Here is an 18832-nt window from a genome sequence, read left to right as displayed (position 1 = left end):
TCGTGGCGAAGGTATGCCGCGCGAGGTGGATCGTGGGGTTGAACGACAGACCGGCGTGTCTGGCAACATGCCGTAATGACATGTTCAACGTATTATAGGTGCCTTTGAGCGGGAAGACCCGGTCTCCCGAGAGATGCATGTCCTTATAACGGTCGTAGAGCATTGCGGCGACGGGAAGCAGTTTGACCCGGAACTGCGTACCCGTTTTCTGGCGCCTGTCGATAATCCACCGATCCCCGTTATCGTCCGTATAAATATCTGCGTGGGTAAGTTTCACCACGTCCGCATGGCTCAGGCCTGTAAAGGCACAGAAGACGAAGGCATCCCGGTTGATGCCCGTCCGGTAATTGGGCAGTCGGACGTCCATGACGGCCTGCAATTCCGAAGCCGAGAGGTAACGCCGTTCCGAGTACTCCGGCCTCACGTAGAAACCTGCGAAAGGATCGGCGGCAATCCAGCCGTTCTTATACGCCGTATAGGTCATCAGCTTCAGTTTTTTGAGCGTAGAATGGATCGTCCCGGAACGCATCCCTTGTACTGAGGAGAGGTAGACCACAAACTTTTCGATAAACTCCCGCTTCAGTTCTTTGAACGCAATATCCTTGACATGATATTCGTATTCGAGGAAGGAGGCAAGACGGCGGCGGCGTTTGCAGTAGTCCTCATAACTGGAATAAGCGCGGTCTTTGCCCACGCGCTTGCGGAAATCTGCAAGGTATTCGTCGAAGGTCTGCAACAGCAGGCGGCAGTCGTCACCCATACCGAGGAAAGCGTTGCGGACCTTTTCGGCCGTAACGTATGAATCACGGTCGCAGAGACGTTGGTACTGCTTGCCGATATTGGTTTTGATATTTTCCAGTTTTTCGTTGATGCGCTGGGCTTCGAGACTTTTGCCGGCAGCCTTGTTAGCCTTGGCGTCCCAGAGAGAAGAACGAACTGAGAGTTTGCAGCTGAACTGCGACATCGTACCGTTGATTGTGATGCGGCCCATAACGGGAACCTGACCCGATTTCTCGGACTGCCTCTTCACATAGAAAAGGACTTTGAAAGTGCTGCGTTGCATAATAACCTGAACTTTGAGGATTTGTTAAACGTTAAGTCAAGTTATTTGGTATGCGGTAATTCGATGCAACGAACTGAAAACGAATGTTTTGATGCAAATCAAAGTATTTCGGGCAGGTAACGGATAAGTAACACAACTCACCGTCAAACCTGCCCGATTCTGCTTTTTTATTGCTCGGAACAGATGCAGAACAGAGAATTAAACACCTGTAAACAAGATATTTACTCTTTCCTGCACTTCTCTTTACCTACAAATACCGAACCTTTCGGGGTTCCGCATTTTATTTTGCCCCGGAAACCGGACGGGAGGGCACGCAGGAACGGTATGGCATAAAAAATGCACCCGGGCAATCAGCCCGGTACGGGTATCACCCCCACCGTAAAATTATGAAAGTACGTCCGTTATTGATTCTGCTGCTGTTCGTGGTATCGACAGGCATCCTCGTCTGGATATACTTCGCGGCACTGCGCGGGCAGCGGGCACCGCATCGCCGGCAATGGACGGAGACGCTGGCCGACCTGGACGCCTGCTGTCGCCAAAAACACATCAAATCGAAGCAGTACGACCATTTCGCAGAGACCGCCCGGGCGGAACAGCGGCCCGGCGCGGAACAGCTGTTCCGGGCGATGGCCTTCTCGGCTCGCCTCCATGAATACAACTGCGCCAACGCGATCGTGCGGCTCGGCGGCCGCTACACCCCGCCGGAGAAGGTCACGGTTTTCCGCGGCACGACCGACCAGAACCTGCAACGGAGCATCGACTACGAACGCCGCACGCCCGACGCACTGCACGCCGGGGAGATCGACCGGGCACTCGCCGCAGGCAACCGCTATGCGGCCCGGGTGCTGATCTGGTCAAAGGCGGGGGATGTCCGCCATAGGGCATTGATGGCGAGGTATATTGCCACAGGCGAGACCGGGCATGAAGCCGGCTACCGGATATGCCCCGTCTGCGGGAATATCTATGCAGCGGAATATTGCGACCCGTTCTGTCCGCAATGCCTGACCGACGGCCGGGAGTTCGTCCGCATCGGGGAGTGATACAGGCACTAATACGGCCGGTAGCAAGTTGCATATGGGGGGGGGCAGACATGCCGCGCCGACCGACCGCAGCCGACGGAACCGGGGATGGAATCGGGGGATGAATCGGGGAGTGGAGCCGGGGGAATGGCACCGGAGGCCGGAACCGCAAATGACACCGGGGCGTGGCGGAACCGCAGCACAGCCACGAAAGGAGGGGCTGCCGCCACTTTACGGAAGCACCGGAAGCCGGGCGGCGGATGCCCGGAGGTAAGATTCGAACCGGTCGTCGAACCTGAACTGCCCGATGCCAATCAACGGCTTGGTCTTGCCGTGGAAATCGCTTCCGCACGTCATAAGCGCACCGCGCCGCTGAACCAGCGGGGCGAAATAGCCGATCTGCGTTGTATCGTGGTAGTTATTGAAGACCTCCAGCCCCTCGGCCCCGAAGTCGAGCAACCTCTCGGCGACACGCTCCCTGCCCCGGAAATTGAGCCCGGGATGTGCCACCACAGGCACGCCGCCGTTGTCCCGGATCACGGCGACGGCATCCCGGTAATCCATGAAATCGACAGGCACGAACGCAGGCCGCCCCTGCGCCCCGTAATCCAGGTAAAAGTTGATGTAGGGCATATCGCCCCGCGCTCCGCCTTCGCGGTAGGGAGCCAGCAACGGCGTGTCGTACGCCGCATCCGACAGCATCACTTCGGCGACCAGTTCCAGCGTGGGCAGCTTCCCGCCCGCAGCCGCAAGCACCGCCGCCCCGTCGACCGCAAACCCCAGCTTGCGGAGCCGGCGGATCGTCTCCCCGAATGCCTCCGTGACCTTCGCCGCAACGTCCTCCTCCAACGACGCGAAATCCCGGGAACGCCAGTCGATGCCGTATCCCAGCAGGTGCAGGTCGGTGCCTTCGAAATTGCAATCGACCTCGATGCCGGGCACAAATCCCAGCCCAGCCTTCGACGCGCACCCGGCGGCTTCGTCCAGCCCCCGCACGCAATTGTGATCCGTCAGCGAGAATATCGCCGTCCCCGAAGCCGCACACCGCTCCGCAATACCCGCGACAGGGATTTCGCCGTCGCTGCTGTAAGCGGAGTGGATGTGCAAATCCATACCGATCCTGTGTTCCATCTCATTCCGGGAGCCCGTTTATGGCCTCCCCGTGCGTAAAGGTAGGAAATAAAGCGGCGGCGAAAAAAAATCCGCCCCGGAAAAACAGGCTTCCGGGGCGAAAAGATATCGGGCATGAAACGGCGGCTACTCCTCGTCCACCTCTTTCATATTATGGTATACGTTGGTCACGTCGTCGTCCTCTTCGAGCTTCTCGACGAGTTTCTCGATCGACTCGCGCCCTTCGGCATCGAGCTCCTTGGTGTCGGTCGGCAGGTAGACCGACTCGCCCGACACGATTTCGTAGCCCTTGTCGTCGAGCCATTTCTGGATCGCCCCGAAGGATTCGTAGGGAGCGTATACCGTCACACCGTCCTCCTCGGGATAGAACTCGTCGACACCCAGGTCGATCATTTCGAGCTCCAGCTCCTCCATGTCGGCACCTTCGGCCGCATGGAACTTGAAGACGCATTTATGGTCGAACATGAAAGCCACGCTGCCGCTGTTGCCCAGCGTACCGCCGCACTTGTTGAAATACATGCGGACGTTGGCCACCGTGCGGTTGGTATTGTCGGTCGCAGTCTCCACGAGGAAGGCGATGCCGTGCGAGCCGTAGCCTTCGTAGATCACCTCCTTGTAATCGGCGGCGTCCTTCTCGGTGGCACGCTTGATGGCACGCTCGACGTTCTCCTTGGGCATGTTCTCGGCCTTGGCGTTCTGCATCAGGATACGCAGGCGGGTATTGCCCGAAGGATCGGGGCCCCCGGCCTTGACGGCGATCTCGATTTCCTTACCGATCTTGGTAAACACGCGGGCCATGTGTCCCCAGCGCTTCAGTTTACGCGCCTTGCGATACTCAAATGCTCTTCCCATATGAATTTTTCGTTATTATTTTATTCGTGGTGCAAAGGTATAAAATTAAGCATTAAAAAATAAGAATTATAGATAAAATTTATATATACGCGGGGCGTATGCGGATTTCACGATAATTGTGTAATTTTGCAGCGTACAAAATTTGGGAACCATGGAAATCAAGAGCCGATTCGACCATTTCAACATCAACGTCACCGACCTCGCGAAGAGCCTGGAGTTTTACGGCAAGGCCCTGGGGCTGAAAGAGACCGGCCGCAAGGAGGCTGCCGACGGGAGTTTCGTACTGGCCTATCTGGGCGACGGGCAGACGGGATTCCGACTCGAACTGACCTGGCTGCGCGACCACACCGGGGCCTACGAACTGGGGGAGAACGAGAGCCACCTGTGCATGCGCGTGGCGGGCGACTACGACGCCGTGCGCGAATACCACCGTGCGCTGGGCTGCATCTGCTACGAAAACCACGAGATGGGGCTCTACTTCATCAACGACCCCGACGACTACTGGATCGAAATACTGCCCGCAAAATAACCGACATGCAGAACAACAACGAATTGCAGCGCGAGGCCGACGAGGCCGTCCGCGTGCTCAAAGAGGGCGGGCTCATCCTCTACCCGACCGATACGGTCTGGGGACTGGGCTGCGACGCGACCAACGCCGAGGCCGTGGAACGCATCTACAAACTCAAGCGGAGCGAAAACAAGAAGTCGATGCTCGTGCTGTGCGCCTCGGCCGACATGGTCGTGCGCTACGTCAACCGGGCACCGGGCATCGCCTTCGAGGTGATGGAACTGGCGACCAGCCCCCTGACGGCGATCCTCCCGGGTGCCGTGGGCGTTGCCGGGAACCTGATTCCCGAGGAAGGGACACTGGGCGTGCGCATCCCCGACCACGCCTTCTGCCAGCGGATGCTCCGCGGGCTGGGCAGGCCGATCGTTTCGACCTCGGCCAACATTTCGGGCGAAGCGACGCCCGCAGGGCTCGCCGGGGTGTCGCGCGAGGTGGTCGACGGTGTCGATTTCGTCGTCAACCCCCGTTTCGAAGGCAAGCCCACGAAAAAGGCTTCGGCGATCATCGCCTTCGGCGAGGGCGGCGAAGTGAAAATCATCCGCGAATAACGACAAATGGCAAAGGTACTCGAAACAGAGATCCAGAAACGGTTTTCGGACGTAGACCCGTTCCAACACGTCAACAACGTCTCGCAGCAGATGTATTTCGACGTGGGGAAGATGGAATACTACGAGCAGGTGCTCGGCGACGAAGTGCTGCTGGGCGACCTGCGCATCATCACCGTTTCGACGTCGACCTCCTACATGGGGCAGATCCGCCTCCACGACCGGGTGCGCGTCACCACGACCTGCGAGAAGATCGGCAACAAAAGCCTCACGCTGTTCCAGCAGCTCGTCGTCGACGGCCGGGTGCGCAGCGAGAGCCGTTCGGTGATGGTCGCCTTCGACTTCGCCAGGCAGTTGAGCATGCCCGTGCCCGAGGCATGGCGCACGAGGCTGCTCGCGGACTAAGCGCGCAGCCGCCCGTCGTGCCCCACGGGCGGGAGCCCGTGGCGGACATAGTATTTATACCCGATCACCACCAGGACGACCCCCGCGAAGATGAAGGCCAGCGCCACGATATTGGCGGCATCGAACACCGCCTGCCCGCGAACGATGGCCAGGATGCCGGCGATGACGGGCTGGATATAGCGGTACAGGGCCGTATGCACCGAAGTCAGTTTCTCGGTGCCCCGGTAGAGCAGGTACATCGGCAACACCGTCCCCAGGATCAGGATGTAGGCCAGTTCGGCCTGTGCCTGCAACGGCAGGCGCAGGAATTGCGTATGGTCGACGTATTTCCAGAAGAACGGCGCTGTCACGGCCAGTCCGACGATGTAATACCACCCCATCACGACCAGCGTTCCCAGCCGTTCGAGCTGGGGCTTGATAATGACCGTATTGATGGCGATCGCCACCACCGCGACGAGCACCAGCGCATTGCCGTAGGCGCGGCTGCCGTGCGTGAGCACGAAGCCGTGGTCGAAGAGCAGCACCGCAGCCCCCGCCAACGCACAGACGACACCCACGACCCGCGCCTTGATATATTTGTGCGGGTGCATGATGTGATCCATGATCAGCGTCACGGCCGGGCCGAGCGTCGAAATGATCGAGGCGTCGATGGGCGAGGTGTAGGAGGATCCCCAGAGCAGCATGTACATCCAACCGTAGACAATTAGCATGGTGACGACCAGTATGTTGCCCGCGTCGCGCCACCGGATGCGGAAAGACTGCTTCGAAAAAAGGGCGAACGGGATGAAGAAAATCGCGCCCGAAAGCACCTGCAACATGAATATCTGCTGGAAATCGAGGTAATTGCGCGTGAGCGAGACATAGAATGAAAAGTTCGCCCCGAAAAAGATGTTGGCAAATACCAGGTCGAGATTATAGCGCGTTTTACTCACAAAGATCCATCCGGGCAATTATTACACCAAATTTTACCTATATTTGCCGCGTCAATCCCGCAAGCGTATGGACGGAAAACTGAAAGGGCATGCGGCCCTTTGGGTCGCGAATATCATCTGGGGCCTCAACGCACCGATCGGCAAAAGCGTACTCTGGTCGGAAACGCACCCGCAGGGAGTCAATCCGTTCGCACTGAGCGTATACCGTATGCTGGGCGCCTGCCTGTTGTTCTGGACGGTATCGCTCTTCCTGCCCAGGGAGAAAGTTGCCCCGCGCGACATCGTGCTGCTGCTGTTCGCCTCGGTGTTCGGCATCCAGCTCAACCAGATGCTTTTCCTCTGGGGCCTTTCGCTCACCTCGCCCATCGACACCTCGATCATCGCCACCATCGTCCCCGTACTCACCATGGTGCTGGCGACGCTGTTCCTGCGCGAGCCGATCACCTGGCTCAAGGCGGGCGGCGTACTGCTCGGCTGCGGCGGGGCGCTGCTGCTGATCCTCGTCAGCAGGCACGGCACGGGCGGCACGTCGAGCGTGGCGGGCGACGTACTGTGCGTCATCAGCGCTGTCAGCTATGCCACCTACCTCACGGCATTCCGCAACGTGATCGTCAAGTATTCCCCCGTGACGACGATGAAATGGATGTTCCTCTTCGCCGCCGTCGCCGCCGTGGCGATCTACTACCGGCCGCTCGCAGGGGTGGACTACGCCGCGCTTGCACCCCGCACCTGGGCAGGCATCGGCTATGTGGTGGTCTGCTCGACCTTCCTCTCCTATTTCATGGTGCCGATCGGGCAGCGTTACCTGCGCCCGACCGTCGTGTCGATGTACAACTATGTGCAGCCCCTCGTGGCGGTGCTGTTCACCGTCGCCGTCGGGCTCGACACCTTCGGCTTTACGAAAGGCGTCGCCGCCCTGTGCGTCTTCGCCGGGGTATGGCTGGTTACCAAGTCGAAATCGCGGGCACAACTGGATGCGGAGAGGGCCGCGGCGGGACAGGCTCCGGAAAATCGGCCCCGGGCATAAAAAACCGGCTGCCGAAAATACTAAATTACTGATTGTTCCCGTTTTGCAGGAAACCGACCTCTCACTGACATGAAATCCCTCCTGCTCCTCGCCGCAACGATCTGTTGTGCATGCTGCTCTTCCATGCAGCCCAAACACTACCCCGACTATTCCGTCTCTTCGGGCTTCACACTCGACTCCCTCGACGCCCGGGATCCGCAGGTCATCGAAAACCTCGGTGTCACCTGCCGTGTATGGGGTTACGTCAAGTACCACCATCCCGTTTTCGCCGATTCGACCCTCAATGTCGATTATGAGCTTTTCGGGCTCTTGCCGCAAGTCGCCAAAGCCACCCCGGCCAAACGCAACAAAGTCCTTTCCGAATGGGTAAAGGGGCTCGGACGGTTCAACACCGACAAGGCGGAATACGACGAAGCCCTGAAAACAGTGAAATGCACCCGGACAGCCGACCTGCTCTGGATGGACGACTCGGCACGGTTAGGCAACACCCTCCCGCGCCTCCTGCGGGAATTGCGCTACGCCAAACGCGAAGCAAACCGCTACACGGATTTTACAGCAAACGCAGGAAATTTCGTGATGCGAAACGAAAGCACTGCCGGTTCGTCCGACGACTGCGGTTACCGGATGCTGTTCCTGTTCCGCTTCTGGAACGTCATCGAATATTTCTCCCCCAACCGTAACCTTACCGATACCCCGTGGGGCGAAATCCCGGAAAAATACATTCCGCTTTTCATACCCGGGCAAACACCCGGCAACCCGAACCAGGCCATGCTCCTGCGGGAGCTGTGCGATTCGCATTCAGCCTTGGTCAGATACAATATGTTCGGTTACAACACCGTTCCGGCGGAGGTGCGCAACGCCGAAGACCGGGTCTTCGTAATCGCCGACGGCCCGCTGCGCAAGGGCGACGAAATCCTCTCGATCGACGGCCGCGGATGGAAAAGCACGCACGACGGGCTTGCCCGTTTCGAAGCCGCATCCAACGCCGAGAACCGCAACTACATGACGGCCATGTGTATGGTCTGTTCCCACCGGGATACGGCCGCCGTGGAGCTGGTGCGCGACGGCCGGCGGCTGACGGAACGGATTGCGACGCGCAGTGTCATGGATTGGAGCCCCTACATCACGGAGCGCATGCTCGACACCGCCAACATACGCATGGTTGCCGACGGCATAGGTTACATGACGGGGGTTAACTACACCAAAGCGGACGGCGCCCGGATTATGGAAAAATTCCGGGATACGAAGGCCCTGATCGTCGATCTGCGCTGCTATCCCCGCGAGTTCATGATCTTCGACTTCATCGGCCGCTACTTCATGCCCCGTACGTCGCCGCACGTCATCTGGCTTGCGCCGACCGGCGCACTGCCCGGAGTATTCCATGAGTTGCAGGACTCCCTCTTCGTAAACCCGGACAATCCCGCCGTCGCGGAGAATCCCGATTACTACAAAGGGCGCGTCATCGTGCTGGTAGACTCATCGACCCAAAGCCAGGCGGAATATACTGCCATGGCATTCCAGGCCACACCGCGCTGCACGGTCGTCGGCACGCAAACGGCAGGCGCCGACGGCAACATTTCGGCACTCGTAATGCCCGGGGGCGATTTCGGATATTTCTCCGGGCTGGGCGTCCTCTATCCCGACGGCACGAACACCCAGCGCGCAGGCGTTCGGATCGACGTCCCGGTTTATGCCACAGTCCCGGGCTTACAGGCCGGACGCGACGAAATCCTGGAAAAAGCCCTCGAAATAATCGCCACCGGGGCTTACGACCCGGCAGCCAAAATATAATCCGGCGAATAAAAAAGGCCGAGCGGAAAACTCGACCTTTTTTATTTTAATACAACGACGGGGCGGCAGCGTTCCTACGTGTTCCGGGCCGCGGTTTTGGTCAATCCCTTTTCCGCGGCCAGCCGCTCCATCAGGGCATAGGCCGCGTCGTAGTCGTTGGGAATCTCCCCGTCGAGGATTGCGTTCTTGATGACCTCCTTGATGTCGCCGATCGCACGGCACGGCCCGATGCCGTAGGTCTGCATGATGACCTCGCCCGTGATCGGAGGCTGGAAGTTGCGGATACGGTCACGCTCCTCGAGGTCTTTCATCTTGCGGCGTACCAGCCCGAAATTGGCCAGGTAGCGCTTCACCTTGGCGTCGATGCCCGACGTGATGTCGGCCTCGCACAGGGTCATCAGTTTTTCCACATCGTCCCCGGCTTCGAACAGCAGCCTGCGCACGGCCGAGTCGGTGACCATATCCTCCGAAAGGATGATCGGCCGCAGGTGCAGGAAAACCATCTTCTGCACGAATTTCATATGCTCGTTCAGGGGCAGTTTCAACTGCCGGAAAATCCCGGGCACCATCTTCGATCCCACGACCTCGTGCCCGTGGAACGTCCAGCCGGCCTTCGGGTCGTAGGCCTTGGTCAGCGGCTTGGCGATGTCGTGCAGCACGGCGGCCCAGCGCAGCCACAGGTCGTCGCTGTGCCGGGCGACGTTGTCCAGCACCTTGAGCGTATGGACGAAATTGTCCTTATGCGCATGGGCGCCGCGTTTCTCGACCCCTTTGAGGTTATGCAGCTCGGGGAATATCCGCTCCAGCAACCCGGTCGCCTCCAGCAGTTCGAAGCCGATCGACGGGACGGGCGACAGGACGATCTTGTTGAGTTCGGCGGCAATGCGCTCCCGGGATACGATCCCGATCCGCGGCGCATTGCGGCGGATGGCATCGAAGGTCTCCTCCTCGATCGTGAAGCCCAGCTGCGAGGCGAAACGCACGGCACGCATCATGCGCAGGGGGTCGTCCGAGAAGGTGATGTCGGGGTCGCACGGCGTACGGATGATGCACTCCTCCAGGTCGTACATCCCGTCGAACGGGTCTACCAACTCGCCGAACGAATCGGCATCGAGCGACCACGCCATCGCATTGATCGTAAAGTCACGGCGGCGCTGGTCGTCTTCCAGCGTCCCGGCCTCGACCTGCGGCTTGCGCGAATCGTGCGTGTAAGACTCCTTGCGGGCGCCCACGAATTCGACCTCGATTCCCCCGGCACGGAGCATCGCCGTGCCGAAAGTCTTGAAAACGGACACTTTGGTATGCAACTCGCGCCCCAACGCTTCGGCCAGGGCGATCCCGCTCCCCACGACGACCACGTCGATGTCGGTCGAAGGGCGGCGAAGGTAGTGGTCGCGCACGTAACCGCCGACGACAAAGGCCCGCACACCCTGCTCGCCGGCGATACGCGAAATTTTCCGGAATATGGGGTTCGACAGCGGCACGCGGCTATTTCACGTATTTCTCAATGACCTCTTTCCAGGCGAGATACCCCTCGCCCATCAGGTGCAGCCCGTCGTTCGTATAGCGTTTGTCGAGCATCCCCTTTTGGTCGACCAAGGCCGAATAGACGTCGATGTAGAGCACATTCTTGCGGCCTTCGCAAAGCGCTTCGATCAGTTTGTTGGCCTCGATGATCTCGGCACCCTTTTTCCAGTGATTCTTGGCTTTGGCCTTGGTATCCACGCCGTTCACGGGGAGAATGCTCTGTACGTAGATCTTCGTCCAGGGCGACTCCTCGGCGAAGCGGTCGAGTAATTTTCCGATGTTGGCGGCTACCTCCTCGGGCGACACACCGGCCGCCAGGTCGTTGGTGCCGATCATCAGGAACAGTTTCTTGGGATGGCCGTTGACGATCGGGTCGAGGCGGTCGAGCAGCCACCCTGAACGGTCGGCGCTGATACCGCGGTTCTTGATATGGCGGTTGTTGAACAACTCGGCCCACTCGCAGCCGTCGGTGATGCTGTTCCCGAGGAAAACGATGTCGTTACCTCGGATCGGCAACTGTTCGAAAAGACTGCGTTTCTGATAGTTGTATTCGTTTTGGGCGAACGATGCGACCGCGACGAACAGAGCCGCGGCAAAGAGAATGGCTTTTTTCATATCCGGCTTCTATTTTTTTAATATTTAAGTTCACGTTTATAAAGCTGCACGGTGTTTTCCAGCCCGTAGTAGAGCGCATCGCAGATCAGCGCATGGCCGATCGACACCTCGTCCGTCCACGGGATGCGGCCGACGAAGAAGCGCAGGTTTTCCAGGCTGAGGTCATGCCCGGCGTTCAGCCCCAGCCCCTGGCGGCGCGCCTCTTCGGCAGCAGCCAGGTAGGGTGCCAGCGCGGCGTCGGCACCTGCAGGGTACTCGCGGGCATAGGCTTCGGTATAGAGCTCCACGCGGTCGGCGCCGCAAGCCTTCGCACCGGCGACCATCGCAGGGTCGGGATCGACGAAGACCGAAACCCGGATCCCCTTTTCGTGGAACCGCGCCGCGACCCCGGTCAGGAAATCCCGGTTGGCGAGCGTATCCCACCCGGCATTCGACGTAATGGCGTCATGCGCATCGGGCACCAGGGTCACCTGGGCCGGGACGACCTCCAGCACGAGGTCGACGAAACTCGGGATGGGGTTGCCCTCGACGTTGAGTTCGGTAGTTAGCACACACTTCAGGTCGCGCACGTCGTCGTAACGGATATGCCGGGCGTCGGGGCGCGGATGCACCGTGATGCCGTCGGCGCCGAAACGCTCGATATCAAGGGCTGCGCGAACCACATCGGGCATGTTGCCGCCCCGCGAATTGCGCACCACGGCAATCTTATTGATGTTTACACTTAACTTTGTCATAAAATTCGCTATATTTGCACGTAATGACGGCACAAGCCGCTTGTATAAAGCCCCAGGCGGAGCACGAACCATGCCGTCCCGATGTTGAACCCGACCGCGCCGGCCGATCCGCACGGGGGCACGAACGGCTCCCGGATGTCGTCTTGACGTGGTAAAGTTACTTATTTTTTCGAAACTCCGCCGATGAAAATCATACTTTTTTCCCGCAGGCAGCTCTCCCACACCGCAGCCGAGATATGCCAATTGTTCGATGCACTCCGCCTTTTCGGGTTCGACTACGCCGTCAACGAGGAGTTCGCCCCCCTCGTCACCGAACTCACGGGCATGCAGATCCCGCCCGAAAAAGTCTACGGGCAATGCATCGGGCAGCAGCCCGCCGACAGCCTGATGGTCTGTTACGGCGGCGACGGCACGCTGCTCGAAGGCGTACACCGCCTCTGCGGCGCCCCGATCCCCGTCATGGGCATCAATGCCGGGCACCTCGGGTTCCTGACCAGCGCCCCGAGCGCCGGGCTGAACCTGATCTTCGAAGAGGTAGCGGCAGGACGCCTCACCACCGAGCCCCGCTCGATGATCGAAGCCACGGGCGACTATGCCGAGCAGCCCGACACGGAGCTGGGGCTCAACGAATTCACCGTACAGCGCCACGGCGCCGGCATGATCTCGGTCGAAACCTACGTCGACGAGCAGATGGTGGCCACCTACCACGGCGACGGCGTGATCGTCTCGACCCCCACGGGGTCGACGGCCTACTCGCTCAGCGCCGGAGGCCCCGTCGTAGCCCCGACATGCGCCTGCCTGGTGATTTCCCCCCTGGCTCCGCACAACCTCACGATGCGCCCCGTAGTCATCCCCGACTCGGCCACGATCACGCTCCGTGTCGACGCGCGGCGCTCCGACGCATTCGTCACCCTCGACAGCCGTGTGTACGCCATCGGGCAGGAAGCGGCCTTCACGATAAAACGCGCCGATCAGAAGATTTTTCTGGCCGTACCGCACAATATATCATTTTATGACACGTTACGGAATAAAATGATGTGGGGCATCGACATCCGCAGTTGAAGCCCTTGTCTTAAATCGGTGTAAAGTTGTTCAGTAAAGTAGGTAGATTTTCATTTTAATTCCCTATATTTGTGCCCTAATATGAGCGAGCAGAATCGCATACCCCAACACGTCGCCATCATCATGGACGGCAACGGCCGCTGGGCCGAGCTGCGCGGCAAGGAGCGTTACGAAGGCCATGTTGCAGGTGTGGAGCCTGTCCGGGCATCGTTGCGCGCAGCGGCACGCTGGGGCGTCAGGTACCTGACGCTCTATGCGTTCTCGACCGAAAACTGGGGGCGTCCCGCGCAGGAGGTCGACGCGCTGATGGAGCTTTTCTGCAAGAGCGTGGTCAACGAAACCCCGGAACTGATCCGCCAGGGGGTGGAGATCCGGATGATCGGCGACCGCACGCGATTTTCGGAAAAGGTGCAGCGCTACCTCTGCGAAGCCGAGCAACGGACGGCCGGGGGCAAGACGCTGACGCTGATCCTTGCGCTCAACTATTCGTCGCGCAGCGAGATCACGCGCGCCGTGCAGCGCATCGCCGCACGGGTCGCAGCCGGAGAGCTCGCCCCGGAGGAGATCTCCGAGGGGACGGTCAGCGCTTCGCTCGACACGGCGCCCTACCCGAACCCCGATCTGGTCGTCCGCACCAGCGGCGAATGCAGGTTGAGCAATTTCCTGCTCTGGCAGGCATCCTATGCCGAACTTTATTTTCCGGAGGTGCTGTGGCCCGATTTCACCGAAGAGGAGTTCGACCGGGCAATGGAGGAATACGCCCGCCGCGACCGACGTTTCGGGCTGGTTAAATAGATGAAGTAAAGATTAGATTAAAATAGATGAATTATTTCGGTAAGATATTCACGGCAGCCGTGACCTTCGTGTTATGCTGCACGAATATATTCGCCCAGGAACAGAATCCTGCAGACACCGCGGCCTCGTCGAAGCCCGCATTCCCGGAAAACGCCCCCATGATGCGGCAGGATGACCCCCAGAAGCTCTACTACATCCGCGACATCAATATCCACGGTGTGCAGTACCTCAATTCCGACATTCTCAAATCCTCGGCCGGGCTGATCGCAGGCGACTCGATCTACCTGCCCAGCAATTTCATCGCCAATGCCATTTCGCGCCTGTGGAGCCAGCGGTTCTTCTCCGACGTGAAGATCGGTGCCCAGATCGAAGGCGACAGCCTCGACCTGGAGGTTTTCCTCAAGGAGCGTCCCCGTGTCAACAACTGGGATTTCGAAGGCATCTCGAAGGGCAAGAAGAAAGACCTGCTGGAGAAGCTCAAACTCAAGCGGGGCAGCGAATTGTCGGATTATATCATCGACAAGAACAAAAAACTCATCAAGGCCTACTGGTCGGAAAAAGCCTTCCGCAATACGGAGGTGGACGTGCGCATCACCAACGACACGCTGCGCCCGCAGATGGTGAACGTCACGTTCCTCATCGACCGCAAGAACAAGGTCAAGATCGGCAAGATCAATTTCACGGGCAACGAACAGTTCAAGGACAAACGCCTGCGCCGTACCTTCAAGAAGACCCACCAGAAGAGCATCAACATTTTCCGCGGGGCGAAGCTCAACGAAAACGATTACGAAGAGGACAAAGACCTCCTGATCGACTTCTACAACTCGCGCGGTTACCGTAACGCCACGATCGTACGCGATTCGATCTACCCGATCAACGACAAGCGGCTGGGCATCGACCTCGAAGTCTCGGAAGGCAACAAATACTACATCCGCAACGTATCGTGGGTCGGCAACTCGGTCTACGAAACCAACGACCTGCAGCAGATGTTCGGCGTGAGCAAGGGCGACACCTACGACAAAAAGTCGATGCACAAACGACTGGGCATCGGCAAGGAAACCGACCCCGAGGCGATGTCCGTCTCGTCGCTCTACCAGAACAACGGCTACCTGATGTCGCAGATCGAACCCGCCGAGACGATCATCGGCCCGGACTCGATCGACATCGAGGTCAAGGTATTCGAGGGCAAGCAGTTCCAGATCAACGAGGTGGGCATCACGGGCAACCAGCGCGTCGACGACGAGGTCATCCGCCGCGAGCTGCGCACCTTCCCGGGCGAACTCTACGACCGCTCGCTGCTGATGCAGACCATCCGCACGCTCGGTTCGATGGGGCATTTCAACCCCGAAACGATCATGCCCGACATCAAACCGGTATCCGACCGGCTTGTCAACGTCAACTGGCCGCTCGAGGAGCAGGCATCCGACCAGTTCAACATCGCGGGCGGCTGGGGTTCCGGTACGTTCGTGGGTTCGGTCGGCATCACGCTCAACAACCTCTCGGTCAAAAATTTCTTCAAAAAAGGCGCATGGCGCCCCTACCCGATGGGACAGAACCAGCGTCTGTCGTTATCGGCCCAGACCAACGGTACCTATTACAAGGCCTTCGCCCTGAGTTTCACCGACCCGTGGCTCGGCGGCAAGAAGCCCAACTCGTTCACGATCTCGGCGCATTTCTCCGAGCAGAACAACGCCTACTACGTATGGCAGAAGAGTACGCAGTATTTCCGCACGTACGGCGTGGCAGCCGGTCTGGGTAAGCGTCTGAACTGGCCCGACCCCTATTTCACGCTCTACGGCGAAGCCAGCTACGAACGTTTCTCGCTCAAGAACTGGAACACGTTCGGCATGACCAACGGTGCGGCCAACCTGCTTTCGCTCAAACTCGTATTCGCCCGCAACTCGGTCGACCAGCCGATCTATCCGCGCCGCGGTTCGGAGTTCAGCGCTTCGGTGCAGTTCACGCCCCCCTACTCGCTCTGGGACGGCAAGGATTACAAGAAACTCGAACAACTGGCCAACAGCACGAACAGCACGACCGCCGACAAGGCCAACCAGGAGCGTTACCGCTGGGTAGAGTTCCACAAATGGCAGTTCAAGGCACAGTGGTTTCAGGCGCTGACGAAAAACTCGAACCTGGTGCTGATGCTCAAGGCCGAGATGGGTTACCTGGGTAACTACAATAAACACAAGGTTTCGCCTTTCGAGCGTTTCGAGGTCGGCGGCGACGGTATGTCGGGGTATAATATATACGGTATCGACATCATCTCGATGCGCGGTTACGAAGACGGGGCACTCGACCCCACGAGCGACTATTCGGTCGGCTACAACAAATACACGGCCGAGTTGCGCTACCCGGTCATCCTGAAACCCTCGTCGCAGATCTATGTACTGGGCTTCCTCGAAGGCGGTAATGCGTTCGAATCGTGGAAGAAGTTCTCGCCCTTCAAGATCAAGCGTTCGGCCGGCTTCGGTGTCCGCCTCTACCTGCCGGTGGTGGGTATGCTGGGTATCGACTGGGGCTACGGATTCGACGCCCCGGCAGGTTCGACCAAGAAGAGCGGCAGCCAGTTCCACTTCGTACTGGGCCAGCAGTTCTAAACCGCGGCACGGCGGGGCGGCCAGCGGGAGGGCAACTCCCCAGCCGGCTTTCCGGGCAAACATACGGGAAGCGCAAATAAAGCGCAGTGTGGCAATAAATTTGAAAGAAAATAGTTATATTTATAGCACCGTTCCGGGAAACCGGCTGAATATTAACTTAAAACACAAAGGATTATGAAACGTCTGATTTTAATAGCGGCATTCGTTCTCTCGGCTGGCACACTGGCTGCCCAGAACTACATAATCGTAAACAGCGAAAAGGTCTTCAAGTCCATCGACGCCTACAACACTGCGCTTTCCACGCTGGACAAACTGGCCGAACAATATCAGGATATGGTAGACGCGAAGTTCGCCGAAGTGGAGACGCTCTACAACAATTACATGAACCAGAAAGCCTCGCTCACGGCCGCGACGCGCCAAACTCGGGAAAACGACATCCTGGCCAAAGAAAAAGCGGCACAGGAGTATCAGGAAACACTCTTCGGCAATGACGGCACCCTGATGAAAAAGCGTGTCGAAATGATCGAGCCGATCCAGAAACAGGTATTCTCCGCGATCGAAGCCTATGCCAAGCAGGTAGGTGCCGACGTGGTGCTCGATTCGGCCAATAACCCGACACTGCTCTACTCGAACCCCAGCGTAGACCGTACGCAGCAGGTTATCGACGTCCTCAAAAAATAGAATCATCAAAACATTAACTGATAATTTATGAAAAAAGCAATCAAACTAACCCTTGCGGTTGTATTCGTGATGGGCGCCACATCGCTCTTCGCACAGAAATTCGGGCGCATCAACACCCAGGAAGTTATCTCGGTGATGCCGGAAATGAAGGAGATGCAGACCAACATCGAAGCTTACAGTAAGGATCTTCAGGAGAGCATGGAGAACATTGTCGTCGAATACAATAACAAGTACCAGGAGTTCAACAAGAATTTCTCGACCATGTCGGACGCCGTACGCCAGCTCAAAGAGAAGGAACTGAATGACCTCATCCAGCGCCGCAACGATTTCGAACAGGTTGCACAGCAGGATCTCCAGAAGCGTTACAACGAGTTGCTGGCCCCGATCATCGACAAGGCCAAGGCTGCTATCGACAAGGTCGCAAGCGCTGGCAGCTACCTGGCAGTCTTCGATACCTCGACGGGGTCGCTGGCCTATTTCGATGAGGCCATGCTGACCGACCTCGCCCCGGCCGTGAAGAAGGAGCTGGGTATCACGGACGCCCCGGCAGCTACGCCCGCCGCTCCCGCAGCACCTGCGGCAAAATAAGGTAAGACGAATAAACTCAAAATAAAAACTTAAAAAGTGCCGGCTCCCCGGCACTTTTTTCATGCCCATATCCGGCAAAACAACCGGAAAAATACGGAAAGGAGTCTATATTGTTCATTTCGTTCGATTATCGAACATAATGAACTTAAATTACTGTTTTTTTGCTATATTCAGCCCGACTGTAAGGGATAAATGAACAGAAAACACACAGAAACTATGATCAACTCATTCACGCTGTCGCAGCTCATCGAAATGTCCGGGGACAACCGCCAGGGCCTGATGAGGGAGTGCTTCACGGCCAGCAGCGACAACCGTATGGAAATTTTCCGGTTCCCGTGCCGCATCGACGCCTTCGTCATCGGCGTCGGCACGGAAGGCGAAACCAGCGTATCGCTCAACCTGCACGAATACCGGCTGAAGAAAAATTCGATCTTCATCTTCAGCCCGAAGAATATCCTCCAGGTCAAGTCGGAGGAGTATTTCAGGGCCAACGTAATCGTCGTATCACCCGATTTCCTGCGCCGCATCAACATCGACACAAAAAACCTGCTCCAGCTTTTCCTGCAATTCGCAGCCAACCCCTGCCTGACGCTCACGCACGAGGAAAGCCACTCGATACGCAGTTTCATCGCGCAGATCGAGCGTGAAACCCGGGGCAAAGAAACCCATTTCACGTACGATATCATCAACGGGCTGATTGCCGCGACGATCTACAAGGTCGGGGACGTCCTCTACAACTACCTCTCGGAGCATCCCGAAGTACAGAATCCCATACACAACCGGGCCGAAGAATATTTCAAGCAATTCACGCACTTGCTGGGCGAACACTACCGCACCGAACGCAGCGTGGGGTTCTATGCCCGACAACTCTGCATCACGCCCAAATACCTCACGACG

General features: G+C 58.2%; 19 protein-coding genes. 12 read left to right on the top strand and 7 right to left on the bottom strand.

Going from position 1 to position 18832, the window contains the following annotated elements:
* A partial coding sequence (locus QVP03_RS04810; RefSeq protein ID WP_288210645.1) for a site-specific integrase occupies positions 1-1063 on the bottom strand: 1063 nt, incomplete at its 3' end.
* Between the two features lie 386 nt (positions 1064-1449).
* Between QVP03_RS04810 and QVP03_RS04805 the strand changes: the two genes are divergently transcribed.
* Entirely contained in the window at positions 1450-2103 is a 654-nt protein-coding gene (locus QVP03_RS04805; RefSeq protein WP_256166457.1) for a rubrerythrin family protein, read from the top strand.
* A 210-nt stretch (positions 2104-2313) separates the two neighbouring features.
* Here the strand turns inward: QVP03_RS04805 and QVP03_RS04800 are convergent, their stop codons facing one another.
* Both QVP03_RS04800 and QVP03_RS04795 read right to left on the bottom strand, forming a co-directional pair.
* Positions 2314-3195, bottom strand: coding sequence for a PHP domain-containing protein (locus QVP03_RS04800; RefSeq protein WP_256166456.1), 882 nt, complete (start codon positions 3193-3195; stop codon positions 2314-2316).
* 144 nt (positions 3196-3339) lie between these two features.
* Positions 3340-4065, bottom strand: coding sequence for a YebC/PmpR family DNA-binding transcriptional regulator (locus QVP03_RS04795; protein WP_018696764.1), 726 nt, complete (start codon positions 4063-4065; stop codon positions 3340-3342).
* Positions 4066-4216: 151 nt separating this feature from the next.
* Between QVP03_RS04795 and QVP03_RS04790 the strand changes: the two genes are divergently transcribed.
* The 3 genes from QVP03_RS04790 to QVP03_RS04780 are packed head-to-tail and all read left to right on the top strand — an operon-like array spanning position 4217 to position 5583.
* Positions 4217-4594 (top strand): VOC family protein, encoded by a 378-nt coding sequence (locus QVP03_RS04790; RefSeq protein ID WP_022332434.1) that lies wholly within the window; start codon positions 4217-4219, stop codon positions 4592-4594.
* 5 nt (positions 4595-4599) lie between these two features.
* Positions 4600-5181 carry an L-threonylcarbamoyladenylate synthase gene (locus QVP03_RS04785; protein WP_022332433.1) on the top strand — a complete coding sequence of 194 codons (582 nt, stop codon included), beginning with the start codon at positions 4600-4602 and terminating at the stop codon, positions 5179-5181.
* Positions 5182-5187: 6 nt separating this feature from the next.
* Positions 5188-5583 (top strand): acyl-CoA thioesterase, encoded by a 396-nt coding sequence (locus QVP03_RS04780; protein WP_022332432.1) that lies wholly within the window; start codon positions 5188-5190, stop codon positions 5581-5583.
* Here the strand turns inward: QVP03_RS04780 and QVP03_RS04775 are convergent.
* Complete coding sequence (locus tag QVP03_RS04775; RefSeq protein ID WP_022332431.1) at positions 5580-6533, bottom strand: DMT family transporter; 954 nt, start codon at positions 6531-6533, stop codon at positions 5580-5582. The two genes, QVP03_RS04780 and QVP03_RS04775, sit on opposite strands and share 4 nt — an antisense overlap.
* A gap of 49 nt (positions 6534-6582) precedes the next feature.
* On the opposite strand from QVP03_RS04775, the gene QVP03_RS04770 reads away from it, so the two are divergent.
* Together QVP03_RS04770 and QVP03_RS04765 are read left to right on the top strand one after the other, a co-directional pair.
* On the top strand, positions 6583-7542 hold the full coding sequence (locus QVP03_RS04770; RefSeq protein ID WP_256166455.1) for a DMT family transporter: 960 nt from the start codon (positions 6583-6585) through the stop codon (positions 7540-7542).
* A 69-nt stretch (positions 7543-7611) separates the two neighbouring features.
* Positions 7612-9333 (top strand): S41 family peptidase, encoded by a 1722-nt coding sequence (locus QVP03_RS04765; RefSeq protein WP_022332429.1) that lies wholly within the window; start codon positions 7612-7614, stop codon positions 9331-9333.
* Positions 9334-9407: 74 nt separating this feature from the next.
* Here QVP03_RS04765 and QVP03_RS04760 read toward each other — a convergent pair whose 3' ends face one another.
* From QVP03_RS04760 to QVP03_RS04750, 3 genes are read right to left on the bottom strand one after another with little or no spacing between them, the layout of a single operon-like run.
* The gene (locus QVP03_RS04760) at positions 9408-10817 is read right to left on the bottom strand and encodes a CCA tRNA nucleotidyltransferase (RefSeq protein ID WP_022332428.1); all 1410 of its coding nucleotides are present in this window, start codon (positions 10815-10817) and stop codon (positions 9408-9410) included.
* A gap of 4 nt (positions 10818-10821) precedes the next feature.
* Positions 10822-11475, bottom strand: coding sequence for a GDSL-type esterase/lipase family protein (locus tag QVP03_RS04755; RefSeq protein WP_022332427.1), 654 nt, complete (start codon positions 11473-11475; stop codon positions 10822-10824).
* A 17-nt stretch (positions 11476-11492) separates the two neighbouring features.
* A complete protein-coding gene (locus QVP03_RS04750; protein ID WP_022332426.1) occupies positions 11493-12209 on the bottom strand; it encodes a pyridoxine 5'-phosphate synthase in 717 nt (238 codons plus the stop codon).
* Positions 12210-12392: 183 nt separating this feature from the next.
* On the opposite strand from QVP03_RS04750, the gene QVP03_RS04745 reads away from it, so the two are divergent.
* The 6 genes from QVP03_RS04745 to QVP03_RS04720 all read left to right on the top strand — a co-directional run.
* Positions 12393-13271 carry an NAD(+)/NADH kinase gene (locus tag QVP03_RS04745; protein ID WP_022332425.1) on the top strand — a complete coding sequence of 293 codons (879 nt, stop codon included), beginning with the start codon at positions 12393-12395 and terminating at the stop codon, positions 13269-13271.
* An 81-nt stretch (positions 13272-13352) separates the two neighbouring features.
* Complete coding sequence (gene uppS, locus QVP03_RS04740) at positions 13353-14066, top strand: polyprenyl diphosphate synthase (protein WP_022332424.1); 714 nt, start codon at positions 13353-13355, stop codon at positions 14064-14066.
* 26 nt (positions 14067-14092) lie between these two features.
* A complete protein-coding gene (locus QVP03_RS04735; RefSeq protein ID WP_018696776.1) occupies positions 14093-16666 on the top strand; it encodes a BamA/OMP85 family outer membrane protein in 2574 nt (857 codons plus the stop codon).
* A gap of 174 nt (positions 16667-16840) precedes the next feature.
* Entirely contained in the window at positions 16841-17347 is a 507-nt protein-coding gene (locus QVP03_RS04730) for an OmpH family outer membrane protein (protein ID WP_018696777.1), read from the top strand.
* 27 nt (positions 17348-17374) lie between these two features.
* The gene (locus tag QVP03_RS04725) at positions 17375-17935 is read left to right on the top strand and encodes an OmpH family outer membrane protein (RefSeq protein WP_022332423.1); all 561 of its coding nucleotides are present in this window, start codon (positions 17375-17377) and stop codon (positions 17933-17935) included.
* Between the two features lie 216 nt (positions 17936-18151).
* On the top strand, positions 18152-18832 hold a 681-nt coding region (locus QVP03_RS04720; protein WP_288210644.1), incomplete at its 3' end, for an AraC family ligand binding domain-containing protein.

The organism is Alistipes sp. CAG:29 (assembly GCF_000435435.1).
Lineage (GTDB): Bacteria > Bacteroidota > Bacteroidia > Bacteroidales > Rikenellaceae > Alistipes > Alistipes onderdonkii.
The sequence above is the reverse complement of the archived record's forward strand: the minus strand, read 5'-3'. Positions and strand labels throughout refer to the sequence as shown.

Excerpts from the sequence above, each read along its gene's own strand:
- QVP03_RS04805 (WP_256166457.1), top strand. The coding sequence starts at position 1,450 with ATGAAAGTACGTCCGTTATTGATTCTGCTGCTGTTCGTGGTATCGACA.
- QVP03_RS04800 (WP_256166456.1), bottom strand. The coding sequence starts at position 3,195 with ATGGATTTGCACATCCACTCCGCTTACAGCAGCGACGGCGAAATCCCT.
- QVP03_RS04795 (WP_018696764.1), bottom strand. The coding sequence starts at position 4,065 with ATGGGAAGAGCATTTGAGTATCGCAAGGCGCGTAAACTGAAGCGCTGG.
- QVP03_RS04790 (WP_022332434.1), top strand. The coding sequence starts at position 4,217 with ATGGAAATCAAGAGCCGATTCGACCATTTCAACATCAACGTCACCGAC.
- QVP03_RS04785 (WP_022332433.1), top strand. The coding sequence starts at position 4,600 with ATGCAGAACAACAACGAATTGCAGCGCGAGGCCGACGAGGCCGTCCGC.
- QVP03_RS04780 (WP_022332432.1), top strand. The coding sequence starts at position 5,188 with ATGGCAAAGGTACTCGAAACAGAGATCCAGAAACGGTTTTCGGACGTA.
- QVP03_RS04770 (WP_256166455.1), top strand. The coding sequence starts at position 6,583 with ATGGACGGAAAACTGAAAGGGCATGCGGCCCTTTGGGTCGCGAATATC.
- QVP03_RS04765 (WP_022332429.1), top strand. The coding sequence starts at position 7,612 with ATGAAATCCCTCCTGCTCCTCGCCGCAACGATCTGTTGTGCATGCTGC.
- QVP03_RS04755 (WP_022332427.1), bottom strand. The coding sequence starts at position 11,475 with ATGAAAAAAGCCATTCTCTTTGCCGCGGCTCTGTTCGTCGCGGTCGCA.
- QVP03_RS04750 (WP_022332426.1), bottom strand. The coding sequence starts at position 12,209 with ATGACAAAGTTAAGTGTAAACATCAATAAGATTGCCGTGGTGCGCAAT.
- QVP03_RS04745 (WP_022332425.1), top strand. The coding sequence starts at position 12,393 with ATGAAAATCATACTTTTTTCCCGCAGGCAGCTCTCCCACACCGCAGCC.
- uppS (WP_022332424.1), top strand. The coding sequence starts at position 13,353 with ATGAGCGAGCAGAATCGCATACCCCAACACGTCGCCATCATCATGGAC.
- QVP03_RS04735 (WP_018696776.1), top strand. The coding sequence starts at position 14,093 with ATGAATTATTTCGGTAAGATATTCACGGCAGCCGTGACCTTCGTGTTA.
- QVP03_RS04730 (WP_018696777.1), top strand. The coding sequence starts at position 16,841 with ATGAAACGTCTGATTTTAATAGCGGCATTCGTTCTCTCGGCTGGCACA.
- QVP03_RS04725 (WP_022332423.1), top strand. The coding sequence starts at position 17,375 with ATGAAAAAAGCAATCAAACTAACCCTTGCGGTTGTATTCGTGATGGGC.